Source organism: Burkholderia sp. HI4860 (assembly GCF_002223045.2).
Classification (GTDB): Bacteria; Pseudomonadota; Gammaproteobacteria; order Burkholderiales; family Burkholderiaceae; genus Burkholderia.
This window is the reverse complement of record NZ_NKFO02000001.1, coordinates 1,421,398-1,438,522: the sequence shown is the minus strand read 5'-3', so window position 1 is coordinate 1,438,522 and position 17,125 is coordinate 1,421,398. Positions and strand designations below refer to the sequence as shown.

The window sequence follows — 17,125 nt, the reverse complement described above, 5'->3', positions numbered from 1 at the left end:
CCATGACCGCTTCCGCTTCCCGCCCCCTGCTCGGCTGCATCGCCGACGATTTCACCGGCGCGACCGATCTCGCGAACATGCTCGTGAAGAGCGGCATGCGCACCGTGCAGACGATCGGCGTGCCCGCCGACGGCGCCGCAGACACCGCGCTCGATGCCGACGCGATCGTCGTCGCGCTGAAGTCGCGCACGATCCCCGCCGCCGACGCCGTCGCGCAATCGCTCGCCGCGTACGAATGGCTGCGCGCGCAAGGCTGCCGGCAGTTCTTCTTCAAGTACTGCTCGACGTTCGATTCGACCGACGCAGGCAACATCGGGCCTGTCGCCGATGCGCTGCTCGATGCGGCCGGCGGCGGCCTCACGATCGCGTGCCCGGCGTTCCCCGAGAACGGCCGCACGATCTATCGCGGCCACCTGTTCGTCGGCGATGTGCTGCTGAACGAATCGGGGATGGAGAACCATCCGCTCACGCCGATGAAGGACGCGAACCTCATCCGCGTGCTGCAACGGCAGACGAAGTCGCCGGTCGGCCTGATCCGCTACGACACGATCGCGCTGGGCGCGGCGGCTGTGCGCACGCGGATCGAGCAACTGCGCGCGGAAGGCGTGCGCTTCGCGATCGCCGACGCGCTGTCGGATCGCGACCTCTACGTGCTCGGCGAAGCGTGCGCGGGCCTGCCGCTCGTCACCGGCGGCTCGGGCATCGCGCTCGGCCTGCCCGCGAATTTCCGTCGCGCGGAGCAACTGCCCGAGCGCGACAACGCGGCGTCGTTGCCGCGCATCGAAGGGCTCTCGACGGTGCTCGCCGGCAGCGCGTCGAAGGCCACCAACGCGCAGGTCGCCGCATGGCGCGCCACGCGGCCGAGCTTCCGCATCGATCCGCTCGCGGCCTCGCGCGGCGAACCCGTCGTCGACCAGGCGCTCGCGTTCGCGCGCGCGTACCTGCCGCAGCCCGTGCTGATCTATGCGACCGCGACGCCCGACGAAGTGAAGGCCGTGCAGCAGGCGCTCGGCGTCGATGCGGCCGGCCATCTCGTCGAAGCCACGCTCGCGGCGATCGCGCGCGGCCTGCGCGATCTCGGCGTGCGCAAGTTCGTCGTCGCCGGCGGCGAAACGTCCGGCGCGGTCGTGCAGGCGCTCGACGTGAAGTCGCTGCAGATCGGCGCGCAGATCGATCCGGGCGTGCCGGCGACGGCCACCATCGACGCGCAGCCGCTCGGCCTCGCGCTGAAGTCCGGCAACTTCGGCGCCACGGACTTTTTCGACAAGGCGCTGCGCGCGCTGGACGGAGCCGCACGATGAGCGACGAAGCGAAACTGCGCGAAGAGATCTGCGTCGTCGGAGCAAGCCTGTATGCGCGCGGCCACGCGGTCGGCAGCGCCGGCAACATCAGCGCGCGCCTCGCCGACGGCTGGCTGATCACGCCGACCGATGCGTGCCTCGGCCGGCTCGACCCGAACGACATCGCGAAGGTCGGCTTCGACGGCCAGCCCGTATCGGGCGGCAAGCCGTCGAAGACGCTCGCGCTGCATCGCGGCATCTACGCGCGCAACGCCGAAGCGAACGGCGTCGTCCATACGCATTCGACGCATCTCGTCGCGCTGACGCTCGCGGGCGTGTGGCGCGACACCGACGTGCTGCCGCCGATCACGCCGTACTACGTGATGAAGGTCGGCCACATTCCGCTGATCCGCTACCGCCGCCCCGGCGATCCGGGCGTCGCGGCCGTAGTCGCGGCGCTCGCCGACCAGGTGCGCGGCGTGCTGCTCGAGCGCCTCGGCCCGGTGATGTGGGGACCGTCGGTGTCGCACGCGTCGTATGCGCTCGAGGAGCTCGAGGAGACGGCGCGGCTGTGGCTGATGACGCACCCGAAACCCGAGCCGCTCGACGACGCCGCGCTCGACGAACTACGCGCGAGCTTCGGCGCGCGCTGGTAGCGGCGCGCCACGCAACGATTCCCATGCCCGCCGTGTGCGCGGGCCCTTCCGTCAGCACACACACGACCGGCGACGTACGCGCCGCCGGCACACGACATCATTGGAGACGACGATGACTGCTCTCGACGCGGCCGCTGGCCGCTCGCCCGCCGCGCCCGCCCATGCCGCGGAACTCGACCGCACTTACAAGAAAGTGTTCTGGCGCATCGTGCCGTTCCTAATGCTCTGCTACGTGGTCGCGTATCTCGACCGCGTGAACGTCGGCTTCGCGAAGCTGCAGATGTCGCAGGATCTCGCGTTCAGCGAAACGGTGTTCGGGCTCGGCGCCGGCATTTTCTTTCTGGGCTATTTTCTGTTCGAACTGCCAAGCAACCTGCTGATGCATCGCATCGGCGCACGCATCTGGATCGCACGGATCATGATCACGTGGGGCCTGCTGTCCGCGCTGTTCGCGTTCGTGCAGACGCCGACGCAGTTCTACGTGCTGCGCTTCCTGCTCGGCCTCGCGGAAGCCGGCTTCTATCCCGGCGTGATCCTGTACCTCACGTACTGGTTCCCGTCGCATCGCCGCGCGAAGATCATCGCGGTGTTCATGTCCGCGATTCCCGTGTCGGGCATCTTCGGCAACCCGCTGTCCGGCTGGATCATGGAGCGCTTCCACGGCGGCTCGGGCTTCCACGGCTGGCAATGGATGTTCATGATCGAAGCCGTACCGGCCGTGCTCGTCGGCATCGCGACGATCCTGTATCTCGACAACAGCATCCGCAGCGCGAAGTGGCTCGACGAGCGTGAAAAGCAGCTGCTGGAGGACGAGATCGCCGCGCAGCCGCAGGAACAGCAGCAGCACGGCCATTCGCTGAAGGCCGTGTTCGCGGACCCGCGCATGTGGTGGATGTCGCTGATCTACTTCGCGTTCGTCACGGGCCAGTACGGCCTCACGTTCTGGATGCCGACGCTCGTCAAGTCGACCGGCATCACCGATACGCTGCAGATCGGCTTGCTGTCGGCCATTCCGTTCCTCGTCGCGATCGTCGTGATGAACCTGTTCGGCCACAGCGCGGACAAGCGCCGCGAACGCCGCTGGCACCTGATCGTGCCGGCGCTGATGGGCGCAATCGGGTTTGCGGTCGCCGCGTCGTACTCGCACAATACGGCGGTGTCGATCGTGTTCCTGTCGCTCGCGGCGGGCGGCGTGCTGACCTGCGCGCCGCTGTTCTGGTCGCTGCCGACCGCGTTCCTCGCGGGCTCCGCGGCCGCGGCCGGGATCGCGATCATCAACTCGGTCGGCAACCTCGCCGGGTTCGCGAGCCCGTACGTGATCGGTTACCTGAAGGACGTCACGCACAGCACGGCGTCCGGCATGTACGTACTCGCCGCGATGCTCGTGATCGGCGCGATCGCCGTGTGGCTCACGCCCGCGAAACTCGTGAACCGCTGATTCGCCGAGTCGCCGATCCGGCCGCCATTCGACGCGGGGCGCCATGCGCCCCGCCCCATTCATTCACAGGACCCGCTGCCATGCCACGCTTCGCCGCCAACCTCTCGATGATGTACCCCGAGTACGCGTTCCTCGAACGCTTCGCCGCTGCTGCCTACGACGGCTTCAAGGCCGTCGAGTACCTGTTCCCGTACGACTTCGCCGCCGAGGACATCCGTGCACGCCTCGACGCGCACCACCTCGAACAGGCGCTGTTCAACGCGCCGCCCGGCGACTGGGCCGCGGGCGAACGCGGCACCGCGTCGCTGCCGGGCCGCGAGGACGAGTTCCGGCGCGGCATCGACCAGGCGCTCGACTATGCGCGCGTGCTCGGCAACAAGAAGCTGCACGTGATGGCCGGCATGGTGCCGCCGGGCGCCGACCGCGCCCGCCATCGCGACACCTACCTCGCGAACCTGCGCCATGCGACGCAGGCTGCCGCCGCGCACGGCATCACGATCCTGATCGAGCCGATCAACCAACGCGACATGCCCGGCTATTTCCTGAGCCGCCAGGACGACGCGCAGGCGATCTGCGCGGAAGTCGGCGCGCCGAACCTGAAGGTGCAGTTCGACTGCTACCACTGCCAGATCGTCGAAGGCGATCTCGCGATGAAGCTCAAGCGCGATTTCGCGGGCATCGGCCATATCCAGATCGCGGGCGTGCCCGAGCGCCACGAGCCGGATCTCGGCGAACTCAACTACCCGTATCTGTTCGCGCTGATCGACGCGCTCGGCTACGACGGCTGGATCGGCTGCGAGTACCGCCCGAAGGCCGGCACGTCCGAAGGGCTCGGCTGGCTCAAGCCGTACCTGTAATTCCAGCATTCTTCCGAGGGTAAAGAACATGAAAGTACTGATCACCGGCGGCGCCGGCTTTCTCGGCCAGCGTCTCGCGCGCAAGCTGCTCGAGCGCGGCGAACTCACCGGCCCCGACGGCCGCAGCGAGAAGATCGACGAGCTGGTGCTGCTCGACGTCGTCGCGGGCAGCGATTTCGGCGACGCGCGTGTGACGTCGATCGTCGGCGACATCGCCGAGCGCGCGGTGCTCGACCGCGCGATCGACACGCAGACGGGCGCGATCTTCCACCTCGCGGCGATCGTCAGCGGGCAGGCCGAAGCCGATTTCGACCTCGGCATGCGGATCAACCTCGACGCGTCGCGCACGCTGCTCGAAGTATGCCGCGCGCGTGGCCATCGGCCGCGCGTCGTGTTCACGAGCTCCGTCGCGGTCTATGGCGGCACGCTGCCCGACGTCGTGCAGGACGACACCGCGCTGAATCCGCAATCGTCGTACGGCGCCGAGAAGGCGATCGCCGAGCTGCTGCTGTGCGACTACGCGCGGCGCGGCTTCGTCGACGGCCGTGTGCTGCGGCTGCCGACGATCAGCGTGCGGCCGGGCCGCCCGAATGCGGCGGCGTCGTCGTTCGCGAGCGGCATCATCCGCGAGCCGCTGAACGGCGAGGAAAGCGTGTGCCCGGTGCCGGGTTCGACGCGGCTGTGGCTGCTGTCGCCGCGCGGCGCGATCGAAGCGCTCGTCGCGGGCTGCGAGATCGACAGCGCGAAGCTCGGCAACAAACGGGTGATCAATCTGCCCGGCCTGTCGGTGTCGGTCGACGAAATGATCGCGGCGCTGCGCGAAGTCGCGGGCGACGACGTCGTGAAGCTGATCCGCCATGTGCCGGACGAACGCGTCGAGAAGATCGTCGGCAGCTGGCCGGGCCGTTGGGATACGTCGCGCGCGGAAGCGCTCGGGTTGACGGGCGATACGTCGTTCGCGGACGTGATCCGCAGCCATCTCGCCGACGAACGGCGCTGAGTCCCGCGCAGCCCGCCGCGCGTGGCGGGCAGGGGTTGCCCGGTCACATCAACGCGACCGGGCCGACTCCCCGATGGGCAACGGCGCGTTTTTCGTTCCGCCCGGCCGGTTCGCCGAACCGGCCGCCCACTGCCATGCCAGCAGGCCCGGCAGATAGAACAGCAGGTCGCGCACGCGGCGGGCGCCGGCCAGCGCGAGACAGGTCGGCGGGTCGAACCCGAGCAGCCCGCCGATCAGCACGAACCCGCCCTCCTGCACGCCGAGCCCGCCCGGCATCAGGAACGCGATGCTGCTCACGAGCTGGATCAGCGCCTCGATCGCGAGCGCCTGCGCGAACGTCGGCTCCGCGCCGAGAAAATACAGCGCGAGCCAGATTTCCAGCGCATAGCCGACGAACTGGAGCGTCTGCCAGATCACGAGATAACGCACGACGATGCCGGTCTTTCTCCAGATCATCCGGATCGACTGATCGGTGCGCGCCGATTCGCCGACCAGCGCCACCACCTTGCCGCTCGTGACGCGGTTGAGCACGCGCATCGCGCGTTCGAACGGCCGCGCATGCTGCACCAGCGCGAACAGCAGCAGCACCGGCACCAGCGCGGCCATGGCGATCGCGAGGTTGCCGGCCACGCGCGCGGCGTCGGACGACACGTGCTCGAGCACGTAGCCGATCGCGACCAGCGCGAACACCAGCTGGCTGATCAGCGTCAGCTGCATGTCGGCGACGAGGCTGGCGACGACGGTCGCCGGCCGCACGCCCGCCTGCCGCAGCAGGCCGAACGACACGATCTCGCCGCCGATCCGCGCGACCGGCAACAACCCGTTGATCGATTCGCGGATCCACACGAGCTTCAGCATCGTCGCGAACGACGGCCGGCGCGGGCCGCGGATCAGCATCCGCCAGTCCCACGCATTCGCGAGCATCGGCAGGATGTGCGCCAGCGCCGCGAGCAACAGCCCCGCGCCGGCGATCTGCAGGCGATGCAGGATGTCGAGCGGATGCTCGCGCCAGATCAGCCACACGGCGAGCGCGAGCCCGCCCAGCGCCGCCACCTGCCCCACGTGACGCAGCCGTGCGTCGCCCCGCGCGGCGTTGCGCTCCGCGGCATCGGCAGCGGGGTTCGTCCGGGTCGTCATGATTCGCTCGCGGGCGACAGCAGGCCTTCCCGGTCGACGCGAAAACGCGTGCCGCGCCACACGACATGCGACGAGAAGAAGCTCGACACGAACACGAAGAACTGCAGGAGATCAACGAACGGCAGCCAGAGCGCGCCGCGCAGGCCCGCGCCGGTCGCCCGGCTCGTTTTGAGCATCAGCAGCGAGCGCGCGGCCAGCGCCGCGACCGCCAGCCCGCACGCGACGGCCGTGCCGCCGGAGAACAGCAGCGCCAGCAACGCGAGCGGCACCGGATGCATCAGCACCGAGCCGGCGTGACCGAGCCGGTCCGCCGCGCGGATCGTGCAGCTCCAGCGCAATTCGTGTGCGTACAGCTTCGCGAACGTCTCCTCGACGCACGCATGCCCGACGACGAACGGCGGAATGACGACCTGCGCGCCCACCTGCCGCACCGCCTCGCCCAGCGCATGATCCTCGGCCAGGTGATGCGCGAAACGCGTGAGCCCGCCGATGCGCTCGAGCGTCGCGCGCGTGATCGCGATCGTCTGGCCGAAGCAGGGCCGTGCGCGCCCGATGAAGAGCCCGGTGATCACGCCCGGCAGGAAATGGTAGTTCGTCATCGCGACGGCGACACCGGGCCAGAAGCCGGGCGACGCGATGCCGCGATACACGCTCGTCACGATGCCGACCTCCGGCTGCTGCAGCGCGCCGACGACGGCGCGCAGATAATCGGGCTCGACCAGCACGTCGCTGTCGGCGAGACAGAGCACCGAATGCTCCGCGTGTTCGAGCATGTTCACGAGATTGGCGATCTTGCGGTTCGGCCCGTAGAGCCGCGCATCGGCGACGACCTTGATGTTCGCGTCGGGGTAGCGCGCCCGCAGCGCCTCGACGGCCACGAGCGCCTCGTCATTCGCGTCGTGCACGCCGAACAGGTGCTGGACCGGCCCCGGATAATTCTGCACGAAGAAGCTTTCGAGATGCTGTACGAGTTGCCACTCGTCGCCGTGCAGCGGCTTCGCGACGGTGACGCCCGGATAATCGCGCGGCTCGGCCGCCGCCCGGGAAAAGAACCGGCCGACCAGCACGCTGGCCGTGATCGTGTAGGCAATGCCCAGTAATACGCCCAGCTCGCAGACGATCGACATTGCTCCGGCCAGCCCGCGCAGCACATGCAGCAAAACCATGCTTCTCCCCAGTGGTGACCCGTGCGACCACGACACCCGGGAGCCGCCGCGCGCACGCAGGGTCACCCGTGCACGCCGCCGTATCGATTCCCGTGGAGCCGGATGTGAAGGACGACCAAGCGACGATACGCGCAATTGGATGACACAACTACCGTGCGGTGATCGATTCCTGTCACGCGCACGTAGCCGCAGGCGAGCGCGGCGCGGAACGCGACGTCGGCAAGCTTGCGGGCCGAAAGGATCGCGGTGGCCAACGCGATGGCGACCCATATACGAAACGTCATCGTGGTGAAAAATGCTTCGGGTACGTGCCATGCAAGCAACGACACCAGCACGAAACACTGGATGAACACGCCGGCCAGCGCGGCGATCAGCAGGTGGGCACGCCATCGCTCGATCGTCGAAGACGCCATGGTGAAAGAATCTCCCGTGCGGACGACCGCTATCGATCTGAAAGATTCGAAAGGTCGCGTGGGTCAGGATCAGGAACAGCGAGTCCAGCGAAGAACGATTGTGGCGACGCCTGCTTAACGTTTCGTTAAGAAAGCGAACGTAGAATCCACCCGACCGATATCGTCCCCGTCGTCCGCAGGAGTCTCCATGTCCACGCCCGCCCGATATGACACCGTTGCGCGCTTGCTTCACTGGCTGATCGTCGCGCTGGTCATCGCGCAATATGCGATCGGCTGGACGATGCCCGACGTGCATCGCGACACGCAGCCCATCGGCCTGATCGCCGCGCACCTCCTGGTGGGAACCGCGCTGCTCGCCGCGATGGCTTGCCGCGTGCTGTGGCGCGTGACGCATCGCCCGCCCGCGAGTGACCTGCCGCCCGCGATGCGCGCACTGTCGGGCGCGACGCATTTCGCGCTCTACGCGCTGCTGATCGCGGTGCCGCTGCTCGGCTGGATCAATGCGTCGTCGCGCGCCTGGAGCGTGACGTTGCTCGGGATCGTGCCGTTGCCCGCGCTGTCGGCGGCCGGCTCCGCATTCGGCCACGCGATGGGCGACGTGCACGGCATCCTCGCGTGGGCACTGTTCGTCGGCATTTGCCTGCACGTCGCAGCCGCGCTCGCGCACCGCTTCGTGCTGCGCGATCAGGTCGTGCAGCGCATGATGCCCTGGTGATCGCCACGCTGGCGGCAGCGCATGCCGTCGCGCGCATGTGCCGGATTGCCGCCGATACCGATACCGTCTTCGTCCCGGTTCATCGCATGCGCGGCCGGCCGCTCATCGCACGCGGCCGATGAGATGATCGCGCCGCCGCGCGAAGCGGCGCGCGATGACGGGCAGCGCGGCCGGCGCCCTTCTGCCGCGTCGAGCGGCACGAAGGGCTGCGGTACTGCCGTGTCGCGAACACGCCGGCCTGAAGTCGCACAAGACCATGTCGACACCTAGTTGCTGGTCTGCGCCGGCACACCGGAGGCCGATGCGTGCTCGGCGGCAGCCGCCATCCGGGCCCGGTCCTGCTCGGCAAGCCTTGCTTCCGCCGCCTGGATGTCCGCCGGATACTCGCCGTCGTCTCCCTTCGCCGGGTCGTACCCGGCCGCTTCCAGGCGCATCAATTCGTCGCGAACCTGTGCACGCGTCAACGGCGCGGCCGATTGCGCGAAGGCCGATTGCGCGACGATCGCGCCGATCATCGTCAGGACTGCGATATATGTTTTCATCATGAACTCCTTCAATGTTCCGTATCGATCAACCGTGTCGAATCCCTCGAATGCCTGACCTGCAAACGCAGGCGGTTGCGTCAGCTTCCGAAATAAACCGTGCAGAAGCTCGCGGGGCCGACGCAGACGGCAGAACCCTGGCGCGGCGACATCGTCGCCGGCCTGCCCGCTTCGGATGACGCGGCCGGATCGCGGCCGATCGCCGTACTGGCCTGATGCGCCGGCATCTGTTCGGCCTGCCGCTGGAACAGCGGGCTCACGTCCGGATATGACGTATCGGTCACGAAGCGCAGCCCGTTGTGTTCGGCGTCGATCAGTTCCTGCCTGACCTGCGCGCGCGTCAGTTCCTGTGCCGACGCTTGCGTCGCGATACCCGCGAGAGAAATCGCCGCCACCGCGGCGGCCACCAGCCCATGCGTGTTCATGTTCCACTCCTTGAGAAGTCAACGAGACGACGTGCTACACCCGTATGACGACGGAGCGCATGCGTTTATTCCCGCGCGTCGCGCAACCGGATCACGTGGCTTCTCCCGCGCCGGGAGTGCCCGGAATGGACGTTCATGCAACTGTCATTCTTTCGTCAGCCGGCGTAACCTGACGTAACGCAGCGCCCGCCGCGCTTCGGGCAGACTGACGTCACCCCTTACGGATCGCCTTTCGATCGATCATGTCCGTCGCTTACGACTATGCAGCCGGCCTGCTGCGCACGCTGTTCGACCGCCATATCGACGGCGGCGCGGTGCTCGACACGGCCGTGTTTCCCGACGCCGAGCGTTTCGTCCGTGCATGGACCGACATCCAGGCAGAGGCATTCGCCGTGGCGCGCGACATGGCGCGCATCCCGCGCTTTCACGAAATCATGCGCGAGCAGTACGACATCTCGGCCAACGATGCACGCGACTGGCGGATGTTCATCATGCAGGCGTACGGGCAGCCGTTCCCGCGCAACCTGTCGCGCTGCCCGACCGTCGCATCGATCGTCGCGGCATCGCCGGACGTGCTGTCCGCATCGTTGTCGTTCCTCGCACCCGGCAAGCACATTCCACCGCATCGCGGGCCGTTTCGCGGCATCCTGCGCGGCTATCTCGTGCTGTCGATGCCGAAGCGCGCGGACGGCACGCCGGCCGCCGTGCTGAAGGTCGACGGCCGCGAATACCGGCTCGAGGAAGGACGTTTCCTGCTGTGGGACGACACCTTCATGCACGAGGTGTGGAACGACAGCGACGCTGTGCGGATCGTGCTGCTGCTCGATATCCGCCGGCGCGGGATGCCGCGCCTGCTCACGTGGCTGTCGAATGCGGTGATCGGCGTCGTGCGGATCGGGATCAGGATGCGCGGGCGGTCGATTCCGGTTTAGCGCACGTAACCGGCATGCGCCGGGCGACCCATCGTTTCGCGACTGCCCTCGCTTGTGTCTGGAAGGCGCTCAGCGCATGCCGGATGCAGGCGCAATCATCAGGACACCTTTCCGGCATCTTCATCCAACGCGTAGATGCCGCGCCTGGCGACACACGGGAACGGCGGATCGAGCGCCCGCACGTTCGTCAATTCCCAGCTCACGTACCCGGCACACCACTGCTTGCCTTGCGCGCGGGCTTCATCCGGCGTCCAGTCGTGTACGCCCACGACGTCGACCAGCGCGAGCGCGATACCGTCAGGGTCCTCGTGCCCGTCCTGTCGCAGGAAGATCGTGTTCTGCACCAGCACGAGATCGCGCAGCGGCAGGTCCGGCGGCGCCCACGACCGGATTTCGACCCGCTTCCGGCCTGCGACGATGTCGTCGACGGCGGGTTTGACGATCGACAGCGCGGATCGCGGCATGGCAGACATTTCCTTCATCGGTAAATGGAGAGCGTGTGCCCGTCGGTCGGCATGACAGCCGACTCCTGTATGCGATGACGGTTCGGGCAGGATTGTTGCCGATTCGTTGGAACGTGTCGACCGGGACGAATCGGACACGCCGGCGCACCGCGACTACGCGATGCCGGCTTTCCGCCCCCGCTGGATCGCCTAAACTACAGACCGTCCCTACAGCGCGGCTCCTGCCAGCCACCGCCATGGCGCACCTCTTCTTCGCCGCCTCGATCCAGCGGCATATCGAAACGCCCGAGCGCGAAGTCGACGCCCACTCGGTCGGCGAAGCATTCGACACCGTTTTCGGCGAGCAGCCGCGACTGCGCGGCTACATCCTCGACGACCAGGGTGCGCTGCGCAAACACCTGTCGGTATTCATCGACGGCCAGCCGATCCGCGACCGGCAACACCTGTCCGATGTGCTCGGCGACGCCAGCCGGGTCTATGTCGTGCAAGCATTGACCGGCGGATAAGGGGACGTATGCACCAGCACCGACCGCGCACACCTACGTCAGGCCCGCCCATCAGGAGACATCTCACATGAACGATCGACTGCTCGTCGCCACCCGCAAGGGCCTGTTCGTCCTGCAGGCCGACGGCCACGGCGGCTGGACGCTCGGTGAGCCGCACTTTGCCGGCGAGCCGGTCAGCATGGTGCTCGCCGACCCGCGCGACGGCACGCTGTATGCCGCGCTGAACCTTGGCCATTTCGGCGTCAAGCTGCATCGCCGGCGTGCTGGTGCCGCCGACTGGGAAGAATGCGCGGTTCCCGTCTATCCGCCGCAGCCCGCCGACGAGCCACCCGCCAGCGCCCGCGCGAATGCCGGCACCGGCGACGACGACGACGCGCCGCCCGGCACGCCGCAACCGCCGTGGACGCTCCAGCAAATCTGGTCGCTCGAAACCGGCGGCGCGGACGAACCCGGTGTGCTGTGGGCCGGCACGATTCCCGGCGGCCTGTTTCGCTCCGACGACCGTGGCGATTCGTGGGAGCTCAACCGCCCGCTATGGGATCGCCCGGAGCGCGCCGAATGGGGCGGTGGCGGATACGATGCGCCGGGTATCCATTCGGTGATGGTCGATCCGCGCGACAGCCGGCACGTGATGGTCGGCATCTCGTGCGGCGGCGTCTGGCAGACCGCGGACGGCGGCGCGACGTGGCGCGTGACCGCGGACGGCATGGAAGCCGATTACATGCCGCCCGAACGACGCGGCGAGCCCAACGCGCAAGACCCGCATCGCGTCGTGCAGTGCGCGGCTAACCCGGACGTGGTGTGGACGCAGCATCACTGCGCGATCTTCCGCTCGACCGACGGTGCCGAACACTGGCGGCGCATCGAGGCGCAGCCTTCGAGCTTCGGCTTCGCGGTAGCCGTCCATCCGCATGAACCGGATACCGCGTGGTTCGTGCCGGCCGTGAAGGACGCGTGCCGGATTCCGGTGAACGGCCGGTTCGTCGTCACGCGCACACGCGACGGCGGGCGCAGTTTCGAGCAATTCTCGAACGGGCTGCCGAGTGCACCGGCGTACGACCTCGTGTATCGGCATGGGCTCGCGATCGATGACACGGGCACGCGCCTCGCGATGGGATCGACGACTGGCGGGTTATGGACGTCCGGCGACGGCGGCGAAAACTGGCAACTGGTGTCTGCGCATTTGCCGCCGGTTTATTGCGTCAGGTTCGGGTGATGGTGGGTATGCGTGGGGGTCGGTTCGCATCCGGCCTGCACGGCCCGCTTTACCGCTCAATGCCCGCCCCCATCCGCCCCACTGCCTCCCGCGTCAGCCCAATCTCCGCTTCGAGCCAGTCGAGAAACGACCTGACCTGCGGCTCCCGCTCCCGCCCGGGCCGGCACAGCGCGACGAAACGCGCGCCGTCGATCCGCACCGAAGGCTCGATCGGCATCAATGCCCCATGCGCGACATGCTCGGCAGCCAGCACGGAACTGAGCAACGCGATGCCCTGCCCGTGCAGCACCGCCTGCAACGCGTAATGCTCGTCGTCGTAATGACGAAACACCGCGCGCTCGAGCCACGCTTCGCGGCCAGCCGCGCGACACCACGACACCCAGTCGACCGACACCGGCAGCGGCGTATCCCACACGGTCTCGATCAGGTCGAGCGGCTCGTCCGTGCGATGCGCGTCGAACCCGGCGGCTGCATACGCGCCGAAATACTCGTCGATCAGCGCAATCTCGTGCAGCGCCGGAAACGTGCGTGACGTCGCGCGAATCGCGAGATCGATCCGCGCATCGCGTTCGAGATCCGCGAGCGTGTTGCCGGTTTCCACCTTGATGTGCAGTTGCGGATCGACCCGACGAAACCGCCCGAGGCGCGGAATCAGCCACATCGCGGCGAACGCGGGCGTGGTGGTCAGCACGAGCGTGCGCTCGCCGGCCGCCTCGGGCCGCACCGCGTCGAGCCCGCGGCTCAATGCGAGCAGGGCATCGTGACTCGCGCGAAACAGGCGCTCGCCCTCGGCCGTGAGCCGCACGCCGCTCGCGCCGCGTTCGAACAGCAGCACGCCGAGCCGGCTTTCGAGCGACTTGATCTGATGCGACACGGCGGCCGGCGTCACGGACAGTTCGTCCGCGGCAGCCTTGAACGCCCCGAGCCGCGCCGACGACTCGAATACACGCAATGCGGTCAGGGGGATTTTCGAGAACACGGGGCCTCGCGGGCCGGATCGGGCCGGGTTGAATTCAATTGAATCCGGGTGAGATTAGGTGAATTGAAGCGCGCATGCAACGCGGATAGCCTTGCGGAACGTCACGGCACGGTGCCGCGGCGAGTGACGTCCCACTGGAGCAACAACGTGCAAGGCCTACCGCGCAGGATCACGCAGGCGGTGCTCTACGAAGCGATCGCGATTTCCTGCATCTCGCCCGTGATCGCGGCGATCTTCAAGCAGGACCTCGTCTATTCGGGCGCGCTGTCGGCGACGATGTCGGCGATCGCGATGCTGTGGAACATGATCTTCAACGCGCTGTTCGAGCGCTGGGAAGCGTCGCGTCGTCAGCCGACACGCACGCTCGGGCGGCGGATCCTCCACGCGACCGGATTCGAAGGCGGGCTGATCTTCATCCTGGTGCCGGTCGTGGCGGGGTGGCTCGACATCTCGTGGCTCGACGCGTTCGTCGTCGACATCGGGCTGTTCGCGTTCTTCTTCTGCTACGCGTTCGTGTTCCAGTGGGCGTTCGATCGGGTGTTCGACGTGCCGGCGGCGACGAAGGGGTCGTGAGGCGGGTGCGAGGTACTCACCCCGCGAGGCGCGCAAAGTCAGATCCGGTCGAAGTTGAACGGCGTCACGCCAGGCAAACCATCGACCCGCTGCACGTCGACACCGCACCAGGCGCCGATCATGCCGGCCATGCGGCGCGCCTGCTCGCCGTCGTTGATCCGCCCCATCAGGTCGATCGGCTGACGGCTACGAAACACGAGCACGAGCTGCGCCAGGTCGCTCTGGATCTTCACCCGCGAACCGCCCACGACCGCGCCGTCGATACTTTTCCGGCCACCGACCAGCAGGTGCTCCAGATCGCGGCACGCGTAGCTGCTCAGCACCGGCTTGCGCAGCAGCCGCGTGGTGCGAATATCGATCCAGCGTTCGTCGTCGCGCCAGCAAAAATGCGCTTCGCGCAGCGGACCGGCAAACCAGCGCGCGCGCATCAGCTTGCGGCCGATCCAGATCAACAGCACGCCCGCGCCGGCGACGAACACACCGAAGACGCCAAGCCCGAGCCATGCGTACCACGCATGCAATTCGTCACGGGTGGCGCTCCCCGCAAGCAGCGGTACGCCCATCATGCAGGCCAGTCCCAACGCACTCAGCCCGAAGCCGAACGACCACCACACGAAGTGACCCATGCGCATGCGCCGCGGCGACAGGATCAGGTCCCGGCCGTCGGGCACGCACGCATAGCCGGCCTCGAACACCCACCGGTCCGGCGTCAGCGGCCAGATCATCATGCAGATCAAGCCCAGTGCGCCCAGCGCGACTGTGGCCCAACCCAGGATTGCTTCGACGAGAGGCGGCATAGGCGTACCCGATTGCGATCCATTGCGCTGCGCGAAACGAACGTCCGGTCCGGATCAGTCGGCGCGATTCTGTCCTATCCTTTTCCGCGCGGCAAGCGGCTGCGGCTCCGTGAAGTGTGCTGGAAGTGCCGTTTACGCCCCGCCCACGATTTTCGGCAACTGCCAGCCGAAGCGCACGGCCGCCATGCGCAGCGCAAAGCAGGCGATGCCGCCGAGCACGGCCGCGACGACCGGCGGACAACCGAGCCGCCGGCACGATACGACAACGACCGCGCCAAGCAGCGCCGCGCTCGCATAAATGTCCGTGACCAGCACGACCGGTATCCGCGCGAGCAGCACGTCGCGCACGACACCGCCACCGCAACCGGTCACGGCGCCCATCAGCGTCGCAATGAACGGATGAACCCGGAATTCGAGCGCCTTCACCGCGCCCGCGACCGCGAACAACGCAAGGCCGGCCGCATCGAGCGTCGTGACCAGCGATGGAGAAAACGCGGCGACCCGCTCATGAAACACGAACGCGAACAGGCCTGACGCGAACGCAAGCGCCGGATAGCGCCAGTCGCTCACGGCGCTCGGCGGCCGTGCGCCGATCAGCAGATCGCGGATCACGCCGCCGCCGAGCGCGACGACGAGCGACAGCACCATCACCCCGAACAGGTCGAGCCCGGCGCCGATCGCCGCATTGGCACCCTCGACCGCGAACACCGCCGTGCCCGCGAGATCGGCGGCCAGCACCACTCGCTCGATGCGCTTCATGCGCGTGAATAGCCGCAGTGCGGCATCGTCCGGCTGCAGCCTGCGTCGCGACAAGCCGACGCGCCGTTCGGCCTCGGCCGCCTGCCGGCCACCTGCCGCCATCCGGATACCTCAAGCGCACTGCGTATCATTGCCGTCTCCTCGATCGGGATCGGGCAGTCTAGCGCATCGCCCGTCCACTGACGGGCCGAACCTGAATCCCGAAGCAAAAAGCCGGTGGAAGCAGGATGCGCATCCTGCTTCCACCGGCTCGGAAACATGTCAGGCTTCCAGCCGAAGCCGCGAAGCCCGACGCGTTACGCTCAATGCACGCCGAGATAGGCCTTCACCGCCGGCAGGCCCGGCTTGCCGTCGAGCGTCGTCACGCCCGCGAGCCACTTGTCGAGCGCCTGCGGGTTCGCCTTCAGCCACTCGGCCGCCGCCTTGTTCGGGTCTTCCTTGTTCATGATCGGCACCATCACGTGGTTCTCGATCGTCGTCGTGAACTGCAGGTTCGACACGAACTTCGCGACGTTCGGGCAGCGCTGCGCGTAGTCGGGCGGCGTCGCCGTCAGCACCTTCGCTTCGCCGTAGTTCGGGCCGAACACGTCGTCGCCGCCGCTCAGGTAGTCGATCTTCATCTGCACGTTCATCGGATGCGGCTCCCACCCGAGGAACACGATCCACTGCTTGTCGCGGATCGCGCGATTCACCTCGACCAGCATCCCGGCCTCGCTCGACTCGACCATCTTGAACTTGCCGAGGCCGAACTGGTTGCCGTCGATCATCTTCTTGATCAGCAGGTTGCCGTCGTTGCCCGGTTCGATCCCGTAGATCTTGCCGTTCAGCTTGTCCGCATACTTTTGAATGTCCGCGAACGACTTCAGGCCGCCCTGGTACACGTAGTCGGGCACCGCGAGCGTGTATTTCGCGCCGGTCAGGTTCGGCGTCGACAGCACCTTGATCTGGCCGGCCTTAGTGAACGGCTGGATGATCGGGTCCATCGTCGGCGACCAGTAGCCGAGGAACACGTCGATCTGCTTGCTCTTGATGCCGGCGAACGTGATCGGCACCGACGCGATCGTCTTCGTCGGGCTGTAGCCGAGCCCCTGCAGCATCGTCGACGCGAGGCCCGTGGTCGCCGCGATGTCGGACCAGCCGACGTCCGCGAAGCGCACGTTCTTGCACACGGGCGGATCGGCCGCATACACGGCCGACATCGGCGCGGTTATCCCGATCCCGCACACCGCTGCGATCAATAGGCGCTTCATCTTGCTTCTCCTCAAAGTGA

General features: G+C 67.5%; 21 protein-coding genes. 10 read left to right on the top strand and 11 right to left on the bottom strand.

Going from position 1 to position 17,125, the window contains the following annotated elements; translation table 11 throughout:
- Positions 1-2 precede the first annotated feature (2 nt).
- From otnK to denD, 5 genes are all read left to right on the top strand, one after another.
- A complete protein-coding gene (gene otnK, locus CFB34_RS06440) occupies positions 3-1,301 on the top strand; it encodes a 3-oxo-tetronate kinase (protein ID WP_089441704.1) in 1,299 nt (432 codons plus the stop codon).
- The gene (locus CFB34_RS06435; RefSeq protein WP_089441703.1) at positions 1,298-1,936 is read left to right on the top strand and encodes an aldolase; all 639 of its coding nucleotides are present in this window, start codon (positions 1,298-1,300) and stop codon (positions 1,934-1,936) included. The genes otnK and CFB34_RS06435 overlap by 4 nt, the downstream gene beginning before the upstream one ends.
- A gap of 112 nt (positions 1,937-2,048) precedes the next feature.
- Positions 2,049-3,374 carry an MFS transporter gene (locus CFB34_RS06430; protein ID WP_089441702.1) on the top strand — a complete coding sequence of 442 codons (1,326 nt, stop codon included), beginning with the start codon at positions 2,049-2,051 and terminating at the stop codon, positions 3,372-3,374.
- 80 nt (positions 3,375-3,454) lie between these two features.
- Positions 3,455-4,231 (top strand): 2-oxo-tetronate isomerase, encoded by a 777-nt coding sequence (otnI, locus tag CFB34_RS06425; protein ID WP_089441701.1) that lies wholly within the window; start codon positions 3,455-3,457, stop codon positions 4,229-4,231.
- 28 nt (positions 4,232-4,259) lie between these two features.
- Positions 4,260-5,231, top strand: coding sequence for a D-erythronate dehydrogenase (gene denD, locus CFB34_RS06420; RefSeq protein ID WP_089441700.1), 972 nt, complete (start codon positions 4,260-4,262; stop codon positions 5,229-5,231).
- 48 nt (positions 5,232-5,279) lie between these two features.
- On the opposite strand, the gene CFB34_RS06415 is transcribed toward denD, so the two are convergent.
- The 3 genes from CFB34_RS06415 to CFB34_RS06405 form a co-directional block, all read right to left on the bottom strand.
- The gene (locus CFB34_RS06415) at positions 5,280-6,368 is read right to left on the bottom strand and encodes a lysylphosphatidylglycerol synthase domain-containing protein (protein ID WP_089441699.1); all 1,089 of its coding nucleotides are present in this window, start codon (positions 6,366-6,368) and stop codon (positions 5,280-5,282) included.
- A complete protein-coding gene (hpnI, locus tag CFB34_RS06410) occupies positions 6,365-7,534 on the bottom strand; it encodes a bacteriohopanetetrol glucosamine biosynthesis glycosyltransferase HpnI (RefSeq protein ID WP_089441698.1) in 1,170 nt (389 codons plus the stop codon). The genes CFB34_RS06415 and hpnI overlap by 4 nt, the downstream gene beginning before the upstream one ends.
- 62 nt (positions 7,535-7,596) lie before the next feature.
- On the bottom strand, positions 7,597-7,947 hold the full coding sequence (locus CFB34_RS06405; RefSeq protein ID WP_089441697.1) for a hypothetical protein: 351 nt from the start codon (positions 7,945-7,947) through the stop codon (positions 7,597-7,599).
- A gap of 187 nt (positions 7,948-8,134) precedes the next feature.
- Here CFB34_RS06405 and CFB34_RS06400 point away from each other — a divergent pair, with 187 nt between their 5' ends.
- Positions 8,135-8,662, top strand: a complete 528-nt coding sequence (locus CFB34_RS06400) for a cytochrome b (protein ID WP_089441696.1) — start codon at positions 8,135-8,137, stop codon at positions 8,660-8,662.
- On the opposite strand, the gene CFB34_RS06395 is transcribed toward CFB34_RS06400, so the two are convergent.
- The 3 genes from CFB34_RS06395 to CFB34_RS06385 form a co-directional block, all read right to left on the bottom strand.
- Complete coding sequence (locus CFB34_RS06395) at positions 8,632-8,862, bottom strand: hypothetical protein (protein ID WP_089441695.1); 231 nt, start codon at positions 8,860-8,862, stop codon at positions 8,632-8,634. The genes CFB34_RS06400 and CFB34_RS06395 overlap by 31 nt on opposite strands.
- A 66-nt stretch (positions 8,863-8,928) precedes the next feature.
- Complete coding sequence (locus tag CFB34_RS06390; protein WP_089441797.1) at positions 8,929-9,204, bottom strand: DUF4148 domain-containing protein; 276 nt, start codon at positions 9,202-9,204, stop codon at positions 8,929-8,931.
- 80 nt (positions 9,205-9,284) lie between these two features.
- Positions 9,285-9,629, bottom strand: a complete 345-nt coding sequence (locus CFB34_RS06385; protein WP_089441694.1) for a DUF4148 domain-containing protein — start codon at positions 9,627-9,629, stop codon at positions 9,285-9,287.
- A gap of 242 nt (positions 9,630-9,871) precedes the next feature.
- Between CFB34_RS06385 and CFB34_RS06380 the strand changes: the two genes are divergently transcribed.
- Complete coding sequence (locus tag CFB34_RS06380; protein ID WP_089441693.1) at positions 9,872-10,561, top strand: aspartyl/asparaginyl beta-hydroxylase domain-containing protein; 690 nt, start codon at positions 9,872-9,874, stop codon at positions 10,559-10,561.
- A 98-nt stretch (positions 10,562-10,659) separates the two neighbouring features.
- On the opposite strand, the gene CFB34_RS06375 is transcribed toward CFB34_RS06380, so the two are convergent.
- The gene (locus CFB34_RS06375; RefSeq protein ID WP_089441692.1) at positions 10,660-11,025 is read right to left on the bottom strand and encodes an ASCH domain-containing protein; all 366 of its coding nucleotides are present in this window, start codon (positions 11,023-11,025) and stop codon (positions 10,660-10,662) included.
- Between the two features lie 236 nt (positions 11,026-11,261).
- Here CFB34_RS06375 and CFB34_RS06370 point away from each other — a divergent pair, with 236 nt between their 5' ends.
- A complete protein-coding gene (locus tag CFB34_RS06370; protein ID WP_089441691.1) occupies positions 11,262-11,531 on the top strand; it encodes a MoaD/ThiS family protein in 270 nt (89 codons plus the stop codon).
- Positions 11,532-11,598: 67 nt separating this feature from the next.
- A complete protein-coding gene (locus tag CFB34_RS06365) occupies positions 11,599-12,747 on the top strand; it encodes a sialidase (protein WP_089441690.1) in 1,149 nt (382 codons plus the stop codon).
- A gap of 49 nt (positions 12,748-12,796) precedes the next feature.
- On the opposite strand, the gene CFB34_RS06360 is transcribed toward CFB34_RS06365, so the two are convergent.
- A complete protein-coding gene (locus CFB34_RS06360; protein WP_089441689.1) occupies positions 12,797-13,726 on the bottom strand; it encodes a LysR substrate-binding domain-containing protein in 930 nt (309 codons plus the stop codon).
- A 147-nt stretch (positions 13,727-13,873) separates the two neighbouring features.
- Between CFB34_RS06360 and CFB34_RS06355 the strand changes: the two genes are divergently transcribed.
- A complete protein-coding gene (locus CFB34_RS06355) occupies positions 13,874-14,299 on the top strand; it encodes a PACE efflux transporter (RefSeq protein WP_089441796.1) in 426 nt (141 codons plus the stop codon).
- Positions 14,300-14,337: 38 nt separating this feature from the next.
- Here CFB34_RS06355 and CFB34_RS06350 read toward each other — a convergent pair whose 3' ends face one another.
- From CFB34_RS06350 to CFB34_RS06340, 3 genes are all read right to left on the bottom strand, one after another.
- Positions 14,338-15,096, bottom strand: coding sequence for a hypothetical protein (locus tag CFB34_RS06350; RefSeq protein ID WP_089441688.1), 759 nt, complete (start codon positions 15,094-15,096; stop codon positions 14,338-14,340).
- A gap of 132 nt (positions 15,097-15,228) precedes the next feature.
- Positions 15,229-15,855 carry a trimeric intracellular cation channel family protein gene (locus CFB34_RS06345; RefSeq protein ID WP_089441795.1) on the bottom strand — a complete coding sequence of 209 codons (627 nt, stop codon included), beginning with the start codon at positions 15,853-15,855 and terminating at the stop codon, positions 15,229-15,231.
- Between the two features lie 302 nt (positions 15,856-16,157).
- Complete coding sequence (locus CFB34_RS06340) at positions 16,158-17,105, bottom strand: choline ABC transporter substrate-binding protein (protein ID WP_089441687.1); 948 nt, start codon at positions 17,103-17,105, stop codon at positions 16,158-16,160.
- Positions 17,106-17,125: the final 20 nt, after the last annotated feature.

What these genes read in the sequence shown, in the direction of transcription:
- otnK (WP_089441704.1), top strand. Translation starts at nt 3, where the DNA reads ATGACCGCTTCCGCTTCCCGCCCCCTGCTCGGCTGCATCGCCGACGAT.
- CFB34_RS06400 (WP_089441696.1), top strand. Translation starts at nt 8,135, where the DNA reads ATGTCCACGCCCGCCCGATATGACACCGTTGCGCGCTTGCTTCACTGG.
- hpnI (WP_089441698.1), bottom strand. Translation starts at nt 7,534, where the DNA reads ATGGTTTTGCTGCATGTGCTGCGCGGGCTGGCCGGAGCAATGTCGATC.
- otnI (WP_089441701.1), top strand. Translation starts at nt 3,455, where the DNA reads ATGCCACGCTTCGCCGCCAACCTCTCGATGATGTACCCCGAGTACGCG.
- CFB34_RS06345 (WP_089441795.1), bottom strand. Translation starts at nt 15,855, where the DNA reads ATGAAGCGCATCGAGCGAGTGGTGCTGGCCGCCGATCTCGCGGGCACG.
- CFB34_RS06380 (WP_089441693.1), top strand. Translation starts at nt 9,872, where the DNA reads ATGTCCGTCGCTTACGACTATGCAGCCGGCCTGCTGCGCACGCTGTTC.
- CFB34_RS06370 (WP_089441691.1), top strand. Translation starts at nt 11,262, where the DNA reads ATGGCGCACCTCTTCTTCGCCGCCTCGATCCAGCGGCATATCGAAACG.
- denD (WP_089441700.1), top strand. Translation starts at nt 4,260, where the DNA reads ATGAAAGTACTGATCACCGGCGGCGCCGGCTTTCTCGGCCAGCGTCTC.
- CFB34_RS06350 (WP_089441688.1), bottom strand. Translation starts at nt 15,096, where the DNA reads ATGCCGCCTCTCGTCGAAGCAATCCTGGGTTGGGCCACAGTCGCGCTG.
- CFB34_RS06435 (WP_089441703.1), top strand. Translation starts at nt 1,298, where the DNA reads ATGAGCGACGAAGCGAAACTGCGCGAAGAGATCTGCGTCGTCGGAGCA.
- CFB34_RS06365 (WP_089441690.1), top strand. Translation starts at nt 11,599, where the DNA reads ATGAACGATCGACTGCTCGTCGCCACCCGCAAGGGCCTGTTCGTCCTG.
- CFB34_RS06405 (WP_089441697.1), bottom strand. Translation starts at nt 7,947, where the DNA reads ATGGCGTCTTCGACGATCGAGCGATGGCGTGCCCACCTGCTGATCGCC.
- CFB34_RS06340 (WP_089441687.1), bottom strand. Translation starts at nt 17,105, where the DNA reads ATGAAGCGCCTATTGATCGCAGCGGTGTGCGGGATCGGGATAACCGCG.
- CFB34_RS06375 (WP_089441692.1), bottom strand. Translation starts at nt 11,025, where the DNA reads ATGCCGCGATCCGCGCTGTCGATCGTCAAACCCGCCGTCGACGACATC.
- CFB34_RS06385 (WP_089441694.1), bottom strand. Translation starts at nt 9,629, where the DNA reads ATGAACACGCATGGGCTGGTGGCCGCCGCGGTGGCGGCGATTTCTCTC.
- CFB34_RS06415 (WP_089441699.1), bottom strand. Translation starts at nt 6,368, where the DNA reads ATGACGACCCGGACGAACCCCGCTGCCGATGCCGCGGAGCGCAACGCC.
- CFB34_RS06430 (WP_089441702.1), top strand. Translation starts at nt 2,049, where the DNA reads ATGACTGCTCTCGACGCGGCCGCTGGCCGCTCGCCCGCCGCGCCCGCC.
- CFB34_RS06390 (WP_089441797.1), bottom strand. Translation starts at nt 9,204, where the DNA reads ATGAAAACATATATCGCAGTCCTGACGATGATCGGCGCGATCGTCGCG.